At 42.2% G+C, this 16,540-nt stretch carries 17 protein-coding genes; 2 read left to right on the plus strand and 15 right to left on the minus strand.

The genetic code is table 11. From position 1 onward, the window contains the following. Nucleotides 1-43: 43 nt before the first annotated feature. On the minus strand, nucleotides 44-463 hold the full coding sequence (locus HMPREF0373_RS02090; RefSeq protein WP_022035824.1) for a C-GCAxxG-C-C family protein: 420 nt from the start codon (nucleotides 461-463) through the stop codon (nucleotides 44-46). 337 nt (nucleotides 464-800) lie between these two features. Here HMPREF0373_RS02090 and HMPREF0373_RS02095 point away from each other — a divergent pair, with 337 nt between their 5' ends. Further along, nucleotides 801-1,223 carry a winged helix-turn-helix transcriptional regulator gene (locus HMPREF0373_RS02095; RefSeq protein ID WP_022035825.1) on the plus strand — a complete coding sequence of 141 codons (423 nt, stop codon included), beginning with the start codon at nucleotides 801-803 and terminating at the stop codon, nucleotides 1,221-1,223. Nucleotides 1,224-1,374: 151 nt separating this feature from the next. Here HMPREF0373_RS02095 and gltA read toward each other — a convergent pair whose 3' ends face one another. From gltA to HMPREF0373_RS02145, 10 genes are all read right to left on the minus strand, one after another. After that, nucleotides 1,375-2,760 carry an NADPH-dependent glutamate synthase gene (gene gltA, locus HMPREF0373_RS02100; RefSeq protein ID WP_021737909.1) on the minus strand — a complete coding sequence of 462 codons (1,386 nt, stop codon included), beginning with the start codon at nucleotides 2,758-2,760 and terminating at the stop codon, nucleotides 1,375-1,377. After that, on the minus strand, nucleotides 2,760-3,650 hold the full coding sequence (locus HMPREF0373_RS02105; protein WP_021737910.1) for a sulfide/dihydroorotate dehydrogenase-like FAD/NAD-binding protein: 891 nt from the start codon (nucleotides 3,648-3,650) through the stop codon (nucleotides 2,760-2,762). Before HMPREF0373_RS02105 ends, gltA begins: the two co-directional genes overlap by 1 nt. A 440-nt stretch (nucleotides 3,651-4,090) precedes the next feature. Next, nucleotides 4,091-5,167 (minus strand): butyrate kinase, encoded by a 1,077-nt coding sequence (buk, locus tag HMPREF0373_RS02110; protein ID WP_044962586.1) that lies wholly within the window; start codon nucleotides 5,165-5,167, stop codon nucleotides 4,091-4,093. A 10-nt stretch (nucleotides 5,168-5,177) separates the two neighbouring features. Next, nucleotides 5,178-6,098, minus strand: coding sequence for a bifunctional enoyl-CoA hydratase/phosphate acetyltransferase (locus HMPREF0373_RS02115; RefSeq protein ID WP_044962587.1), 921 nt, complete (start codon nucleotides 6,096-6,098; stop codon nucleotides 5,178-5,180). Between the two features lie 255 nt (nucleotides 6,099-6,353). Continuing rightward, nucleotides 6,354-7,031, minus strand: coding sequence for a GntR family transcriptional regulator (locus HMPREF0373_RS15890; protein WP_022035829.1), 678 nt, complete (start codon nucleotides 7,029-7,031; stop codon nucleotides 6,354-6,356). Between the two features lie 167 nt (nucleotides 7,032-7,198). After that, nucleotides 7,199-7,387 (minus strand): transcription initiation factor IIE subunit alpha family protein, encoded by a 189-nt coding sequence (locus HMPREF0373_RS02125; protein WP_021737915.1) that lies wholly within the window; start codon nucleotides 7,385-7,387, stop codon nucleotides 7,199-7,201. Between the two features lie 14 nt (nucleotides 7,388-7,401). Further along, nucleotides 7,402-8,265, minus strand: coding sequence for a beta-keto acid cleavage family enzyme (locus HMPREF0373_RS02130; RefSeq protein ID WP_021737916.1), 864 nt, complete (start codon nucleotides 8,263-8,265; stop codon nucleotides 7,402-7,404). A 162-nt stretch (nucleotides 8,266-8,427) separates the two neighbouring features. After that, on the minus strand, nucleotides 8,428-9,438 hold the full coding sequence (locus tag HMPREF0373_RS02135) for a cyclase family protein (RefSeq protein WP_021737917.1): 1,011 nt from the start codon (nucleotides 9,436-9,438) through the stop codon (nucleotides 8,428-8,430). Nucleotides 9,439-9,511: 73 nt separating this feature from the next. Further along, nucleotides 9,512-10,459 (minus strand): 3-hydroxyacyl-CoA dehydrogenase family protein, encoded by a 948-nt coding sequence (locus tag HMPREF0373_RS02140; protein ID WP_021737918.1) that lies wholly within the window; start codon nucleotides 10,457-10,459, stop codon nucleotides 9,512-9,514. Nucleotides 10,460-10,596: 137 nt separating this feature from the next. After that, nucleotides 10,597-11,391: an SDR family NAD(P)-dependent oxidoreductase gene (locus HMPREF0373_RS02145; protein WP_021737919.1), complete on the minus strand. Its 795-nt coding sequence runs from the start codon at nucleotides 11,389-11,391 to the stop codon at nucleotides 10,597-10,599. A 324-nt stretch (nucleotides 11,392-11,715) separates the two neighbouring features. Here HMPREF0373_RS02145 and HMPREF0373_RS02150 point away from each other — a divergent pair, with 324 nt between their 5' ends. Next, complete coding sequence (locus tag HMPREF0373_RS02150) at nucleotides 11,716-12,075, plus strand: cupin domain-containing protein (RefSeq protein WP_022035830.1); 360 nt, start codon at nucleotides 11,716-11,718, stop codon at nucleotides 12,073-12,075. A gap of 127 nt (nucleotides 12,076-12,202) precedes the next feature. Here the strand turns inward: HMPREF0373_RS02150 and HMPREF0373_RS02155 are convergent, their stop codons facing one another. The 4 genes from HMPREF0373_RS02155 to HMPREF0373_RS02170 all read right to left on the minus strand — a co-directional run bounded on the left by HMPREF0373_RS02155 (nucleotide 12,203) and on the right by HMPREF0373_RS02170 (nucleotide 16,474). Further along, nucleotides 12,203-13,003 (minus strand): ABC transporter ATP-binding protein, encoded by an 801-nt coding sequence (locus tag HMPREF0373_RS02155; RefSeq protein WP_021737921.1) that lies wholly within the window; start codon nucleotides 13,001-13,003, stop codon nucleotides 12,203-12,205. After that, entirely contained in the window at nucleotides 13,003-13,935 is a 933-nt protein-coding gene (locus tag HMPREF0373_RS02160) for an ABC transporter permease (RefSeq protein WP_021737922.1), read from the minus strand. Before HMPREF0373_RS02160 ends, HMPREF0373_RS02155 begins: the two co-directional genes overlap by 1 nt. A 25-nt stretch (nucleotides 13,936-13,960) precedes the next feature. Continuing rightward, nucleotides 13,961-15,028: an ABC transporter substrate-binding protein gene (locus tag HMPREF0373_RS02165; RefSeq protein ID WP_044962589.1), complete on the minus strand. Its 1,068-nt coding sequence runs from the start codon at nucleotides 15,026-15,028 to the stop codon at nucleotides 13,961-13,963. 501 nt (nucleotides 15,029-15,529) lie between these two features. After that, complete coding sequence (locus tag HMPREF0373_RS02170; RefSeq protein WP_021737924.1) at nucleotides 15,530-16,474, minus strand: TIGR03943 family putative permease subunit; 945 nt, start codon at nucleotides 16,472-16,474, stop codon at nucleotides 15,530-15,532. Between the last annotated feature and the right edge of the window lie 66 nt (nucleotides 16,475-16,540).

The following is a 16,540-nucleotide window of genomic DNA, read 5'->3' on the forward strand; positions in this document are numbered from 1 at the left end:
CAGGATACTTTTTCCGCTCTTTTTTCGTCCGTTTATTCAACCACTAATCGTCTAACAAATATTCTCCCAGAATGCGAATACCATCCTCGATACAGCCGTCACAGCTGCGCAATACTTTCCCGGTATCAATTCCTTTCAGTTCCCGACAGACAATGGATCCGTTCTTTTTCTCAAATTCAGCTGCCAGTTCCCGCACTTTTTTCATCGTCTGCGGCTTTGTATCACAGGCCTGCAGATCTCCGGAACTGTTTGCCAGTCCAAGTGCCATAAACATCGCAGTCACTGCACCGCAAGTCTGCATCATGCCGCCCATGCCGGCGCCGAATCCTTCAGAGATACGAAACAGCGTCTCCTCGTCGATTCCCAGTTCTTCCGCATAAGAACAAAGCACGATCTGCGCACAGTTATATCCTCTCGTATGTTTATCCTTGATTTCTGCTACACGTTCTTCTATTGATTTCATCATCTTCTCCTTGTCATTTCTACTTATTCTTCTTTCGCTTATTCATGTTACAGTTCACACGCGCCATTCGCCAATAGTGAGCAAGCTCCCTATGGCTCACTTGCGCTCATTATATCATGAACAAAAACAGTTCATGATTGGCATTCACCACTCGTCAATCATACAAGTATGTTGACTCGTTTGCGTTCATTATATCATATTTTAATGTTTTTTTCCTGAATCCATTGAATTTTTTTTCAGAAACTGTTACACTATGGTTACCCTTTTGATACTAAATTACTTTTTCAAACCAAATAAAATTAACAAAAAGAAAAATTTCGGAGGTGAAATACATTTCATGCAACAAACTGTCAATCCCTATCATTTTGTTACAAATTGTATTTCCGGAAAGTGGAAAATGACGATTCTTCATCATATCCACCATTATGGAAAAATTCGTTTTAACGAAACAAAAAAGACACTCGGTGTCAGTGAAAAAGTTTTAAGTCAGCAGTTGAAGGAACTGACCCACGACGGACTGGTACAAAGGATTCAGTATAACACAATCCCATTAAAAGTCGAATATATTCTCACACCGCTGGGCGAGGATCTGATTCCGGCACTGGATATTCTTTACATCTGGAGTATCCGCCGGCTGACAGACTTAAATCTTCCTATTGATCCGGATGCATTCAAAGTACATACGGAACTTAAGTATCGAGATCAGTTAAAAGATATCATGGATACTTACATGAAAAAACATCCTTCTGTTGAGGAGTAAAGCAAAATATGGTATACAAAAAAAGCTGCTTTCGCAGCTTTTTTTGTATTAGGATAGGATATTATATAGCTACAAACAAGGCGGATCTTTCCAGCCTGTGTAACTTGCTTTGATATGGTCTCGCATATGCTCGACCCGAAATCGATGTGACTTATTTGTTTGTCACATACTCATAAATTGCATGTGCTGCATGTTTTCCTGCACCCATTGCAAGAATAACAGTAGCGGCACCTGTAACTGCATCACCACCGGCATAAACACCCTCTTTGGTTGTTTTTCCGTTCTGCTCGTCAGCTACGATACATTTCCATTTATTTACTTCCAGACCCTCTGTTGTTGAAGAAATCAGCGGGTTTGGAGAAGTTCCCAGAGACATGATGACGGTATCAACATCCAGGACAAAGTTGGAACCCGGAATCACCTGCGGACGTCTTCTTCCAGACTCATCCGGCTCACCAAGCTCCATACGAACACATTCCAGACCGGATACCCATCCGTTCTCATCCTCATGAATCTTCACCGGATTTGTCAAAAGATCGAAGATAATACCCTCTTCTTTTGCGTGATGAACTTCTTCCACACGGGCCGGAAGTTCTGCTTCACTTCTTCTGTATACGATATGAACCTCTGCGCCAAGACGAAGAGCGGTTCTTGCTGCATCCATTGCTACGTTACCGCCACCAACTACTGCTACTTTCTTGCCGCCGTGAATTGGTGTATCATAATCTTCTCTGTATGCGCTCATCAGATTATTTCTTGTCAGGTACTCGTTTGCGGAGAATACACCATTTGCATTTTCTCCCTCGATACCCATGAATTTTGGAAGACCTGCTCCGGAGCCGATGAATACAGCCTCAAAACCTTCCTCATCGATCAACTGATCAACGGTTACTGCTTTACCGATAACTACGTTTGTCTCAATTTTAACGCCAAGATCTGTTACATTGTCAATCTCTCTTGCAACAATCCGCTTTTTCGGAAGACGGAACTCCGGAATACCATAACGAAGTACTCCACCCGGCTCATGCAATGCTTCAAAAATTGTAACATCACATCCCATTCTTGCAAGCTCACCTGCACAGGCCAGACCTGCAGGGCCAGAACCTACGATTGCGATCTTGTGTCCGTTTGCCGGAGCCGGATCCTTCTGACGATAATGGAATTTTGCAGCTGCATCTGCTACAAAACGCTCCAGCTTACCGATGGAAACAGCCTCGCCTTTGATTCCGCGGATACATTTTCCTTCACACTGGTTCTCCTGCGGGCATACACGTCCACAAGTAGCCGGAAGAGATGTATACTGAGAAAGAATTTTGTAAGCCTCCTCAATCTCTCCAACTTTTACTCTGCCGATAAATGCAGGAATATCAATAGAAACCGGACAGCCTTCGATACATTTTGCATTTTTACATCCAAAGCATCTCTGTGCTTCCATCATTGCTTCTTCTTTATTATATCCATAACAAACTTCTTCGAAATTCGTTGCTCTTACCTTTGGATCCTGCTCTCTTACAGGAACTTTTTTTAACATATCCATTAGTTGTCACCTCCGCAGTTTCCGCATCCACCATGATGTGTATCTCCTTCGCGCAGTTTCAGGATTGCACGTCCCTCTTCTGTCTTGTACATCTGCTGACGTTTCATTGCCTGATCAAAATCAACCAGATGTCCGTCAAACTCCGGTCCGTCTACACATGCAAATTTGATTTCATCCCCTACCTGTAAACGACATGCACCGCACATACCGGTACCGTCTACCATGATCGGGTTCATGGAAACAATCGTCGGAATATTCAGCTGTTTGGTAAGCAGACATACGAATTTCATCATGATCATCGGTCCGATTGCCACACACACATCATACGGCTGTTCGGATTTTTCTGCCAGTTCTTCAATCGCTGTAGTAACCATTCCCGGAATACCATAGCTTCCGTCATCTGTACATACATACAGATTGCCTGCTACTGCTTTCATCTCATCCTCAAGAATCAGCATCTCATGATTTTTTGCTCCGACAACAACATCTACATCAATACCATGCTCATGCATCCATTTTACCTGTGGATAAACCGGTGCTGCTCCAACACCACCTGCCACAAACATAATTTTTTTCTTTTTCAGTTCTTCTATATCTTCCTCAACAAGTTCGGATGGACATCCCAGCGGTCCAACGAAATCCTGGAAAAAATCTCCTTCATACAGAGCTGTCATACGTTCTGTGGAAGCGCCTACTACCTGAAATACAATCGTAACGGTTCCGGCTTCTCTGTCATAATCACAGATTGTCAGCGGAATACGCTCTCCGACTTCATCCATTTTTACTATTACAAACTGTCCCGGCAAACAGGATTTCGCTACTCTCGGTGCATTTACTACCATATAATAGATTTTATCAGCTAACTGCTTACGTTCTAAAATCTTATACATAAGGACCTCCTCTATTGTTAATGAATTAACTTGCTTTTTATATTGTATACAGATTTTTTGTGTTTTTCAACTACTTTCTGCATATATCTTTGTTCTAATTCATATACATCACTCATCATCTAATAATTATGCATTTTTTTGCATAAAATATTGATATTTTTTAAACGATATGTATACAAATGATACACTTTTGCTTTATATTCAAGTCGAACGCACGTGAGATTTGGTGCGTGATTCTGGTCAGCGAAAGCTGACATATTCTTTTCAGAATCACCGCACATCTACACATCGCTGCTTCGTATACTTTTCCATTTCTATGAATGATTATTCGCTTTGTGAAATATTTCTACGTATTGAAGAAAACTCCTGATTTCTCAGGAGTTTTCTTCGGATAGGTATAATTTTGGGAATCAGAAAAATCGAATCAATTTTTCTGGTTTTTACTGTGGTACAACCTTTGTAAATGTTTTGGCTTCCTCTTCTCCACGCTGAACACGCAGTGCACCAAGCGCAAGAGATTCCATTTCATTTTCTCCGGCATATACGATTACCGGTGCGATAAATTCCACACGTTTTGCAACTTCTTTGGTAAAATACTCAGAATATGCAATTCCACCGGTCAGAATGATATTATCCACTTTACCGTCAACATAAACAGCAAGTTTGGCAATATTTCTTGCCACATTTAAAATCATTGCATCATAGATAAGTTTGGCTTTTTCATCGCCATCCATCATCATTTTTTCAACGATTCTTGTATCATTCACACCAAAGTAACCCATAAGGCCACCCTGTGTTTTTACTTTTTTCATCATGGCTTTTTTACCCATGCCTTCACGGGTAGCCATATCAATCACCTGGAATGCAGGCAGTCCGCCGGCACGCTCCGGTGAGAAAGGTCCTTCATCATCAGAGATCATATCAACAATCTGACCTTTGTGGTGCAGGGATAAGGTGATTCCGCCACCTAGATGTGCAACAATTACAGAAATATCACGGTATGGTTTGTTGTTTTCTTTTGCATATTTCATAGCTGCTGCACGCATGTTCAGATTGTGTCCCATACCTTTACGCTGCATCTCCGGTAAACCGGTTACTTTTGCAAGAGGCTCTAACTCATCCACGGTTACCGCATCATAAATGTATGCCGGGATAGCAAGCTCTGTGGCAATAGCATTGGCAATAACTGCACCAAGATTAGATGCATGCTCATTCTGCGGTGCATAAGTAAGCTGCCATACCATATCTTCATTTACCCTGTAAGCACCTGCCTTGATCGGTGGAAGAAGTCCCCCACGGGATACAATGGCTGTCAGATCTTCTTTGTGCACTCCATTTTTTTCCATGGTTGCAACAATCAGATCTTTACGCATCTCATACTGATCAATAATATTTTCAAAAGGCTTTAACTCATCCTGGGAATGCTCAATACTCTCTACAAATAACGGTGTCTCATCCTGATAAACCGCAATTTTTGTGGAAGTGGAACCCGGGTTCATGACTAAGATTTTTTCCATGTGAGTCTCCTTATTTGTTTTTGCCGGCACTTACTGCTGCTGCTAATGCGAGAGAAAGGAATTTCTCTTTTGCAGAAGATCCTCTGGAGCAGAATACAATCGGTACCTGAGCACCAACTACGAAGCCTGCCATGTTACCCTTTGCAATGATTGTGATGGATTTTCCAAGAATATTTCCAACCTGGATATTCGGAACAAGGATAACATCCGCATCGCCTGCAACCGGGCTTTCAAAACCTTTGATGTCTGCACACTCTTTATCCAGAGCAATATCCAGGGAGATCGGTCCCTCAACAACACAGTCTTTGATCTCGCCGCGCTCGTTCATTTCTTTTAACTCACGTGCTTCTACTGTCTCAGGCATTTTCGGATTCACTTTCTCTACAGCTGCAACTGCTGCGATCTTCGGATTCTCATATCCAAGAGCCTTCAGAGTCTCTACGGTATTCTCGATGATCTGTGCTTTCTGCTCCAGTGTCGGATAAGTCATCATACCACCATCTGTAGTAACAAGAAGTTTATGATAATGTGGAAGTTCATCAAATACAAAGTGGGACATTACACGACCGGTTCCGAGACCTGTCTCTTTATTGACAGCCGGTTTTAAGATCTGTGCTGTCTCCATTTTACCTTTCATCAGGAAATCACCTTTTCCTTCATGGATCAGGGCAACGGCACGTTTTGCAGATTCATCTACATCCGGAACATCATAAATGTCTTCTTCCGGAACAACCAGACCGATCTCTGCACAGATTTTATTAATCTCTGCTTTATCTCCAACCAGAACAGGTTTTGCAATTCCTTCTTCCTGTGCATGTTTGATTGCCTGTAATGTATGCTCGTCCTGAGCTGCTGCAACGATTACACGCATCGGCTCCGGAAAACCTTTTACACGTTCTACGATCTCATCAAAGTTTTTAATAACTGCCATATCAAAATCCTCCTGCGTTTTATTTATATTTCCGAGTTTCTGTTGAAACTCTTTTCTCATTCAATGGTTTTTATTATAGCATGTTTCTTTTTGCACCGCAATAAAAATTTGCAAGTTATACTTTATATTTTGTATTATGCACGATTTTTTGTTTCATTTTTAAAGGAACTGAATAAAATTACCGAATGCGGACACGGATTCGGTAATTCACTTCAGTTCCAATTTACACTACAAAAAACTCAACATTTATACTCATTAAAATCTGTTTTTCACCGTCTCAAGATTTTTCAAAATATAATCTCTGGACCAGAGCTGATGTGCCTCCAGACCGTCACAGATCTTAGAGAAGTCTTTATTGGCAACTGCCTCATGGATCTGCTCAAAATAAGTGATACCGGAATGATACTGTTCTCCACTGCCGCCTTTTTCTCTCGGCATCGCAAACAATGCATGCAGAATCTCATCCATTCCTGTCATGGAAGTAACTTTTGTCATCAGCATCTCATTCTTGGAATTTTTGTAAAATACATCCAAAATATTACGGATGCATCTGCAGCTCTCGATGACACCATTGGAAGAACGATATTCCTCAATATATTTTCCTATCTCATCTGCCATCTGCTGTGCATCACCATTGCGCAATGCATTTCTTGCAGCTACCATCTGATACGCAAATGCAATCTCCTGGATTTCACGGACATCTTCTTCCGTGATATCGATGACTCTCGCACCCACATTATTTTCAAATTCAATTAACCCCTCGTTCAACAAACGGTTCAGTGCCTCACGCACCGGTGTGGAACTGACACCATACTCCTCCTGCAATTTACTTACATTCAGTTTACTTCCAAACGGTATTTTCAACTGAACGATTCTCTCCCTTAACTTTTCATACACCTGATCAACCAGGGATACCCTTTTAATGACTGCCATTTTCTTTACTCCTGTCTTAATGCTTTTTGCATAATACACATTTCACATTTTGCACAATATCAAATGTACAACATATTATGACACAAAAATGTATACAATGCAAACTATTTATGGCACAAAAAAAGAAACACGATCAAAATCTTTGCGATTTCAATCGTGTCTCTCTCCTACTCTACTTCAAAGTATTCATTATCATCTACCTGACGGGCACCTTCTTTTTCATAGACACCCATAACATGACACTCCGGGCAGAAACCGAACTCATCACCGAACTCAGTCATAACGTCCAGTGCGTACTCAAATTTCATACCGCATTTCGGGCAGTGATAATACATATATAAAGCTCCCCAGGTCATAAGAAAAGGTCTCCTTATTTAGCTAAGCCAAGAATCTGACGTGCCTCATCCGGTGTAGCAACTTCTTTGCCATACTCTTTGATCACACGAACTGCTCTCTCGATGAACTGAACGTTGCTCTCTGCAAGCTGTCCTTTTGCATACATTACGTTATCTTCCATACCTACACGGATATTTCCGCCAAGTGCTACTGCACCATAAAGCATTTCCATAGCACTGTGTCCAACACCGAAGCAGGACCATGTGTAGTTTCCTTTTCCTACTAATTCATCTGCTGTCTCTTTCATGAAGATCAGGTTCTTCATAGAACCGGCAATACCGTTTGCACAACCCATGCAGAACTGGAAGTGTACCGGTGTTTTCAGAACGCCTTTTTTGATGTAGTAAGCAGCGTTTCCGATCATACCAGGATCAAAAGCCTCGATCTCCGGTTTTACACCTAACTCCTGGAATAACAGACCACAATCTGTTAAGAATTTCGGTGTATTTAAAAATAATCCGCTGTTTAACCAGTTCATGGAACCACAGTCATAGGAAGCCATCTCTGGTTTTAATTTTTTAACGTGAGCAACACGGATTTCATCATCAGCGTGGATATCTCCGGATGTTGTAAGATTTAATACGATATCGCAATCCGGATATTTTGTATGGATCAGGTTTACAGTCTCTTCAAATTTAGCTGTATCCATTGTTCCGTTACCTTCATCATCTCTCATATGAAGATGCGCTACTGCAGCACCTGCTTTCCAGCATGCATAAACGTCATCAGCGATCTCCTGCGGAGTCATCGGTACGTTCGGATTGTTCTCTTTTTTTGGCCATGCGCCTGTTACAGCAGCTGTAATAATAACTTTATTTTTTAATGCTTTGTTATCCATTCTAATTTCCTCCCTTAATATTACTTCTTATACAATGTAAAACTTATTTCATTCCCTATAATCAGATTTTATTTCATGTCTTAACGGTTGTCAAGTCTTTGAATAAGCCCACTGCATTTCTGCAATGGGCTTATTTTCATTTTCCTAAAACCTCACCAACAATTATTTGTTGCGGTTGAACAGTCTCTGAATGTAGTCCAGGCAGCTAAGTCCGTACTCTTCCTCATCACCGTAACCTGTTCCGCAGTATTTGTATTTTCTGTCCGGAACTGTCGGGTCAATGTTCTCTTCGTCAACATAAGCAACCGGATGAGCCATAGAACCATCGCCCATGTACCATCTGATTGGGTAGCAGTGGAAATCGAACCATTTACCCGGAACGATCTTATCAAGATCACCACCAAGGTTCTCAACACCAACGATACCATGACCAAGCATCTCTTTATGACATGGCTCCCATGTTCCCCAGATACCAATTGCCTCTAAGTCACCGAATTTCTTGTCATATGCTTCCTGACCATGGATACGGATGTACTCGAATTTATCAAACTCAGCGTAAGCTTCCTCACCAAAGAGCTCTTTGTACTCTTCAACGATTGTTTTACCTGTAGCTCCAAGAAGGTTCATTCTTGTCATACCGTTGTTACCCATAGCTGTGTGAAGCGGATGATCCAGAGCCTGTCCGTCCATAGCTACACATTTAACGCCCTGTTTTACAAACCATTTACCAGCATCTACACCAGTACCTGCTGCGTAATGATAGTAAGCTTTGGAATCATCGAAGTAACGATGCATTCCGGAGTTAATGCAAAGAATTTTTCCTTTCAGATCGCCATCTTTTAAGCCGTATTTTTCCATACATGCATCCAGATGTTTGTCTGTGATCAGTCCCCAAGGCTCGATATCAATTTTGAAAACGATAGCCTGTCCAGCATAAGCATCAGCCGGCATCTCATGTGTGTAACGAGCACGTTTGCCGTCAAACTCATACTCCATAACGTGACGCGGTGCATCACAATGTGTACCGGTATGCATTGTACATGTGATTCTCTGTGTAAGAACGCCACCTTTTGCCATGGAATGTGCTCCTACGATCTCCGGTTTGTCAAAGTACGGCCAACGTGGAATCTCTGCGCTAAATGGATGTGATAAATCAACTACAACTTTTGCCATTTTATTAACCCTCCTAGATTATAAAAAAAAATATGGTTCATAATAAGTATATCTACAAATAAACAAAGGATCTTTATTTATTGTAAAGCATTTTGATCAGGTACTCGTTCAGACCACCGTTAATTTCTGCGATTTCCTCATCTGTATATTTCATAAATCCTTCATGAACACCGTCTACTTTCTCTGCACGGAAACCATTTTTGCCTTCCTCAAGCATCTGTTTCAGTAATGGAGAAGCATCATGTCTGTCTTCCAGATCTTTTAATACATAGTTGTGGATATTGGATGTGAGCTGTGTGCTTACCATATCAGAGTTTACTAATGGCGGTAAGTATGGCAGTCTCAGACCAAAGCTGTATTTACATGCATCATCAACAGTCTTTGCATCCGCAATGCCTCGCTCAACGATTGAAATAGCCTCGCGCCATAATGCATGCTGCATTCTGTTTGCGATGAATCCCGGAACATCTTTTTTACAAAGAACCGGTTTCTTTCCAGCCTCTGTCAGAACATCGATCACTGTCTGAGCAACCTCATCTGTGGTAGCATCTGTTTTAACAACTTCTACCAACGGAATAAGGAATGCCGGGTTCCAGAAATGTGTACCGCAAAGTCTCTCGCGATGTTTACATTTTGCAGAAATCTCTGTCGGGCTCATAACGGATGTATTTGTACAGAAGATACAGTCATCTGCCACATAATCCTCTAACTGTGCGAACAGATTCTGTTTCATCTCCATCTCTTCTAATACACATTCAACAACCATCTGTGCATTTTTAACACCTTCGTCGTTCAGATCCTGTGTAAAGCTGATTTTGGAAACGATCTTGTCTACATCTGCCTCTGTAACGATTTCTTTTTCAACAAGAAGTTTCATATTGTTGCGGACTTTAGCCTCAACATCAACCGGGAAAACATCATATACAGTAACCTTTGCATCATCAAGTCCTGCAAGGATCTGAGCGATAGCGCTTCCCATCATTCCGCCGCCGCATACTAAGAAATTCTTAATTTTACTCATTATTTTGCATCTCCGTCTTATTCATCATTTACCGGAATCCCGACTAATGTCAGGATTCCATATTTTTTGTAATAAGTCTGCAATCATGGTTTTTGCCGCCACATCACATGACCTATTTCATTATCAGAGGATAATGATTAGCAGGTTAAGTAACCGCCGCTGCAGTCGCAGTTAGCGCCTGTGATATAGTTGGAAGCATCGGATGAAAGGAAGATTGCATATCCAACGAAATCTTCCGGCTCAGCCAGACGTCCGATCGGCTCACGTTTCATAAAGTTCTGGTATACTGCTGATTCCGGATCAAACATCCACTCTGTCAGCTCACTGCGGAATACAGTCGGGCAAAGAGAGTTTACATTAATGCCGTATTTAGCAGAAAGGTCACAAGCCATGGAAGAAACCATAAGATCTGCTCCACCTTTGGATGTACAGTATCCTGTGTATCCAGCCATACCGCGTTTGGAACGCTGAGATGTAACAACTACCATCTTTCCGCCTTTGCCCTGAGCAACCATCTGCTCTGCAACGTATTTGCATACAACGTATACAGATTTGCAGTCAGCATCCATAATGTACTGCCAGTCAGCTACAGACTGCTCTAAAATATTCTGAGGTTTGTTGAATCCGTGGCAAACAGCAAGGATATTGATCTCACCATATTTCTCAACGGTAGCTTTCATTAAAGCTGCAACATCTTCTTCTTTTGCAGGATCTGCTGCATAATATGCACACTCGATATCCTCTGCTTTAAACTCAGCCTCAAGTTCCTGTAATTTAGCAGCATTACGTCCGGTCATCATAACTTTTGCTCCTGCGTAACCATATGCTTTTGCAAGAACTTTTCCTAATGCTCCTGTTGCACCTGTTACTAATGCAACTTTACCTTCTACAGAAAACATGTTGTCGACAAAGTCTTTTTTTAAACTTACCATTTCCCAAAGTCCTCCTTAAAATTTACATTGTGTTTTATTCTTGATTCCGGTTGTCGATCTATGACATCCGAAATGAGATATCTTGAATGAATCCGACGTTTTCCCATTCGTCATTTTCATCAGCTTCAGTATAGTTCATGTCCCTTTTTTATGCAATACATACAATATTGTAATCAAGTTACTGTACGGTAATTCAGTTTCCTTTTTGTACATTATCACCAACATTTTTTTGTTTTTTTACGAAGAAATTGTTGATTTTTCCTTATACTGGTTGTATACTTATGTTTGTAAAAAATGTCAGAAAAGAAAGGAAGGTCTTATACTATGGCTGGCTACAAAATTACTAAAAAAGATGCTTATTATACTTACGAGGCACCAGGACACAAAGAGTGCAAATTATGCAGACTTCATGATCCGCAGGATATCGATGGCGGAAGACTGATCAACGGTCTTTCTCACTTCCTTCCAAGTGGCGGCGGCACAGAATTCGGAGACAACGCTATGGAGTCTATCTACTACATCGTTGAAGGAACCATGTTATTCAAAGGCGATGACGGTGTTGAGACAGTTCTGGAAGCAGGTGACAGCGTACATATCGCTCCACACTCCAAAAAATGCGTTACAAATATCGGTACAACAACCGCTCAGATGTTAGTAGTTCTTTTACCGGAAGCTGCTAAATAATCTTATTCCAGTCTGAATAAAACGAATGATAGAAAAAGAACCCGGATCAATGAGATCCGGGTTCTTTTTCTATCATTCGTTATGTTGTCATATCATATGTTCTGTGTCTTCTTTTTTCCACGACAGATCAGGATAACAAGATCCGGTCGTTGTCCAACTGTGCACCAACACCCTCTTTGAATTTTTCCAGAAGGTCGGCTACCGTCAGACCTTTCCGCTCCTCATCTTTGATATCCAGTACGATCTCACCGGAATTCATCATCAACGTACGATTTCCAAGTTCCAGCGCTGACTGCATATTGTGAGTGATCATCAGGCAGGTGATCTTGTTTTCTGCCACGATCCGTTTTGTCAGATTCAGCACTTTCTCTGCGGTAGCCGGATCCAACGCTGCGGTATGTTCATCCAGAAGCAGGATCTTCGGAGTAACCACCGTCGCCATCAGAAGTGTCAGGGCCTGCCGTTGTCCTCCGGATAACAGTCCCACCGGATTTTTCATACGATCTTCCAATCCCATATCCAGCAGTGCCAGTTTTTCACGGAACATCTGCTTTTCTTTCTGGGAAATCCGGCTGAAAAATTTGCCTTTTACAGCGGAAGCCCGCAGGTAAGCCAGAGCCAGATTTTCCTCAATACTCATATTCGGAGCCGTTCCTTTCATCGGATCCTGAAACAGGTGACCGATGTATTTACTCCGTTTGTATTCTTTTTCATAGGTAATGTCCGTTCCATCCAGGATCACTGCTCCTTCGTCCGCAAAAAATGTTCCGCAGATTGCATTGAACATCGTTGATTTTCCGGCACCATTGCTTCCGATAATAGTTGCAAAATCACCGTCCTGCAGTTCCAGATTCAGATGGGACAATGCTTTCTTCTCATTTACCGTTCCCGGATTGAATGTCTTGGATACATCAATTAATTGAAGCATTACAGATTCCCTCCCTGTTTTCTTTTTGCCATTGCCGCACGTTTCGTTTTCATAAATGCAGCTTTCTGTCTCAGATACGGCAGGGAAATTGCCACTGCGACAATAATGGAAGATACTAGTTTCAGGCACTCTGCCGGCACATTAAACCGTAATGCGATAGCCACGATAAAACGATACAGACAACTTCCCAGGATAACACCAAAAATCCGTTTCGCCACACTTCCTTTCCCAACCAGCGTCTCACCAATGATCAGGCTGGCCAGCGCGATCGTCACCTGGCCGGTTCCGATGTTGATATCACAGGAACGCTGATACTGGGCCAGCAGTCCGCCGGACAGACCCGTCATGGCATTTGCCACGCACAGACCGACGGTAATCGTAAAGATCGGACTGATAGAAGAAGCCCGCACCATAAACGGGTTGTCGCCGGTTGCCCGGATGGATAATCCAAGCCGGGTTCCCAGAAACAGAATCAACACGATTGCAACGATCACAATGATAATAAGAATTGCAATAATCTCATACCAGTTGCCACCAATGGCTTCTTTTGCCATCGTGAAAATAGTTTTGCTGGCAAACAGGTTGATGGTGGAAGAAAATCCCATGACTGCAATATTGATGGTGTACAATCCCGTATTTACGATAATACCCGCAAGAATAGATTCCACTCCAAGGCGGGTCTGCAGGAATGCAGTCACAAATCCGGATGCCACACCGGCTCCCATCGCAGCCAGCAGTCCCAGAAACGGATGTCCCTGTAAAGTTACCATAGCGCAGACTGCACAGCCGAGAGTAAAACAGCCATCCGTGGAAAGATCTGCAATATTTAAAATCGAAAATGATACAAACAGCGCCAGCGCAACCAGCGCGTAGATACATCCCAGTTCAATGGCACTCTGTGCCAGTGAAACAGTAAAAATTGATGACAACATAATGATTGATACTCCTGCTTTTATTTTATTTGAATTCCTGAGCAGTTGTAGTTTCTTTTACCTGCTCACACATATCAGCAAACATGCTGTAATCCAGGCCAAGTTTTGCTGCTGTATCTGTATTGATGGTTGCAATACCATTGTTCATAGTCTGTACCGGAGTTGTTGCCGGGTCAGCACCATTTACCAGAATATCCACTACCATGTCGGCAGTTGCCTTTCCAAGTTCCTCATAATTTACACCATATCCGCAGAATGCACCGTTTAATGCGAAGGAATCAGCGCCGCAGTACTGTGGAACTTTTGCATCCTGGAATTTTTCAAAAATAGCAAGTTCTGCTGTCATAACAGTATTGTCGGTCGGTGTAAATACTGCTTCACAACCTGCTGCAATCAGTGCATCCGCACCAAGGGAAATCTCATCGTTTGTTGTTCCTGTTTTCTCCACACATTCAATTCCTTTGGCTTCCAGATATTTTTTTGCATCTGCAATCGGCTGTGTAGAAGCATCCTGTCCTTTGTCATATAACAGACCAACTTTCTTAATATCCGGCTGAGCTGCCAGCATCAGATCAAGAATTGCTTCTGTGTCAAGCATATCTGAAGTACCTGTGATATTGCTGCCCGGTTTTTCCATACTGTCTACCAGTCCTGTGATAACCGGATCAGATACTGCAGAAAATACAACCGGTGTCTGTGTCTCTTCTGTTGCCGCCTGCATTACCATTGCAACCGGTGTTGCAACCGGAACGATAGCATCTACACCGTCATTGATCAGGTCGCTTGCAATCTGGTTCATGACGGTTGCATCTGCCTGACCGTTATATGTGTGGCCATCGTAATCAAATGTCACACCAAGTTCTTTTCCTTTTGCATCCAGCTCTTCTTTGACCGCTTTTACGATCTGATTTAAGGATGCATCATCTACATACTGTACAATACCTACTTTGTACACTTTTCCATCTGCTGCCTCTTCTGTTGCAGATGTGTTTTTTCCTGCCTCTTTCTGGTCAGTGGACTGACCACCACAGCCTGCTAAAACAGTTGCTGCCATTGCACATCCAAGTACCATTGCCAAAATTCTCTTTTTCATCTTTTTACTCTCCTCTTCTTTCATATTGTTTATTCAGAGCCAGCCATCTCGATGTGGCTCACATGCCCTTCTTGAACCCTGTTCAAGAAGTATCCCTCACAAAAACAGTTCGGTCAAATCTGCCTGGCTCTGAATATAACAAAAAACCGCCTCAAGATAAACTTATCCTGAGACGGTAATAAACTTGTTATTATCGCGGTACCACTCAAATTGACGTAACGCCCACTCTGTTATGTACGCATTCATACATACCGACTTGATAACGGGTTCGGATCCCGGCATCCCCTACTCTCAAATCAATTTCAGGAAGCCCTCAAAAGTCCATTCAGCTTTCTCCTCATGCTGCACTCACACCAACGGCAACTCTCTGAAAATCAGTTCGACATTTCTGTCTCCAGCTTACTACTCTTCTTCAACGGTTTCAATTTATTTTCTTATATGTGCTTTAGTCTATTACATTCTTGAAATTTTGTCAATCAGTTTTCTGATTTTTCTCACATTTTATGTGAAGTATACGAGACTGTCTTCCGGTTCTTCCGCCTTTACCACTTCTTTTGCATACAGAACCGGTCCTTTTCCCCGATATTCCTTGGCAAACTCATTGTGGATCTGTGCAGTCACATAGACCCAGGACTTATGCGGAATCTCCATCGCATTCTCATATTTACATTTCAGACCGATAAACTGAATATCCTCTGCACAACAGGTCATAGCAAAACGTCCCGGTACCATCATCGGTTTTTTACCGAATTTATCCGGACGGTAGACAAGTCCCAAAAAACGAACGGTCTTTCCTTCATATTTCTGCGGATTATCCTGAACATCCAGATAAAAGATACCATAGTCTGCATCTGTAATCTCGATGACATCCTGTTCCAGATCATATGGAAGTTCATCTGCGTCGCTCTCATCAATGGTTCCGTCTTCCCGTTCATATACAATCTGTGCACGACGGTTTACCGCCTTGATCGTTCTGCGGAATTTTGCTTTCGGCGTATCCGCGGTACAGCGGTTAAATATAACCACATCTGTATGGAACACCTGCTCCATCATCATGGCACGCATATTATTCAGATACATCTCAAAAGTGGATGCATCCACGGTAGCCAGAGACTGTACGATCTCCCATCCTTTCGGGAGCTTCATCTCAAGAATCTTCGCTGCTTCCCAGGTACCGTTATACTCGATAAACACCTGATCCGGTTTGATTGTTTCATCACAATCTTTCAAATATTCTTCTGTGAATTCTTCTTCTGACTCCACACCCACAACTGTAATTTTGTTTTTTGCCAGTGCTTCTTCATCGTATTCTTCATCACCGTCTTCGCAGGCAATGATCAGACTGCGGGATCCGATACCGAAATCGTTCTCCTGCAGGGTCTGTGTGATCAGGGAAGTTTTTCCACTATCCATAAAACCGGTAAATAAATATACTGGTATATCCATATTTGCTCGTTTCTCTCTTTTCTAATATATTTTTCTCTTCGTAAAGCGGACATTCGCAATCCGCTT

The organism is Eubacterium ramulus ATCC 29099, from assembly GCF_000469345.1.
Classification (GTDB): Bacteria; Bacillota; Clostridia; order Lachnospirales; family Lachnospiraceae; genus Eubacterium_I; species Eubacterium_I ramulus.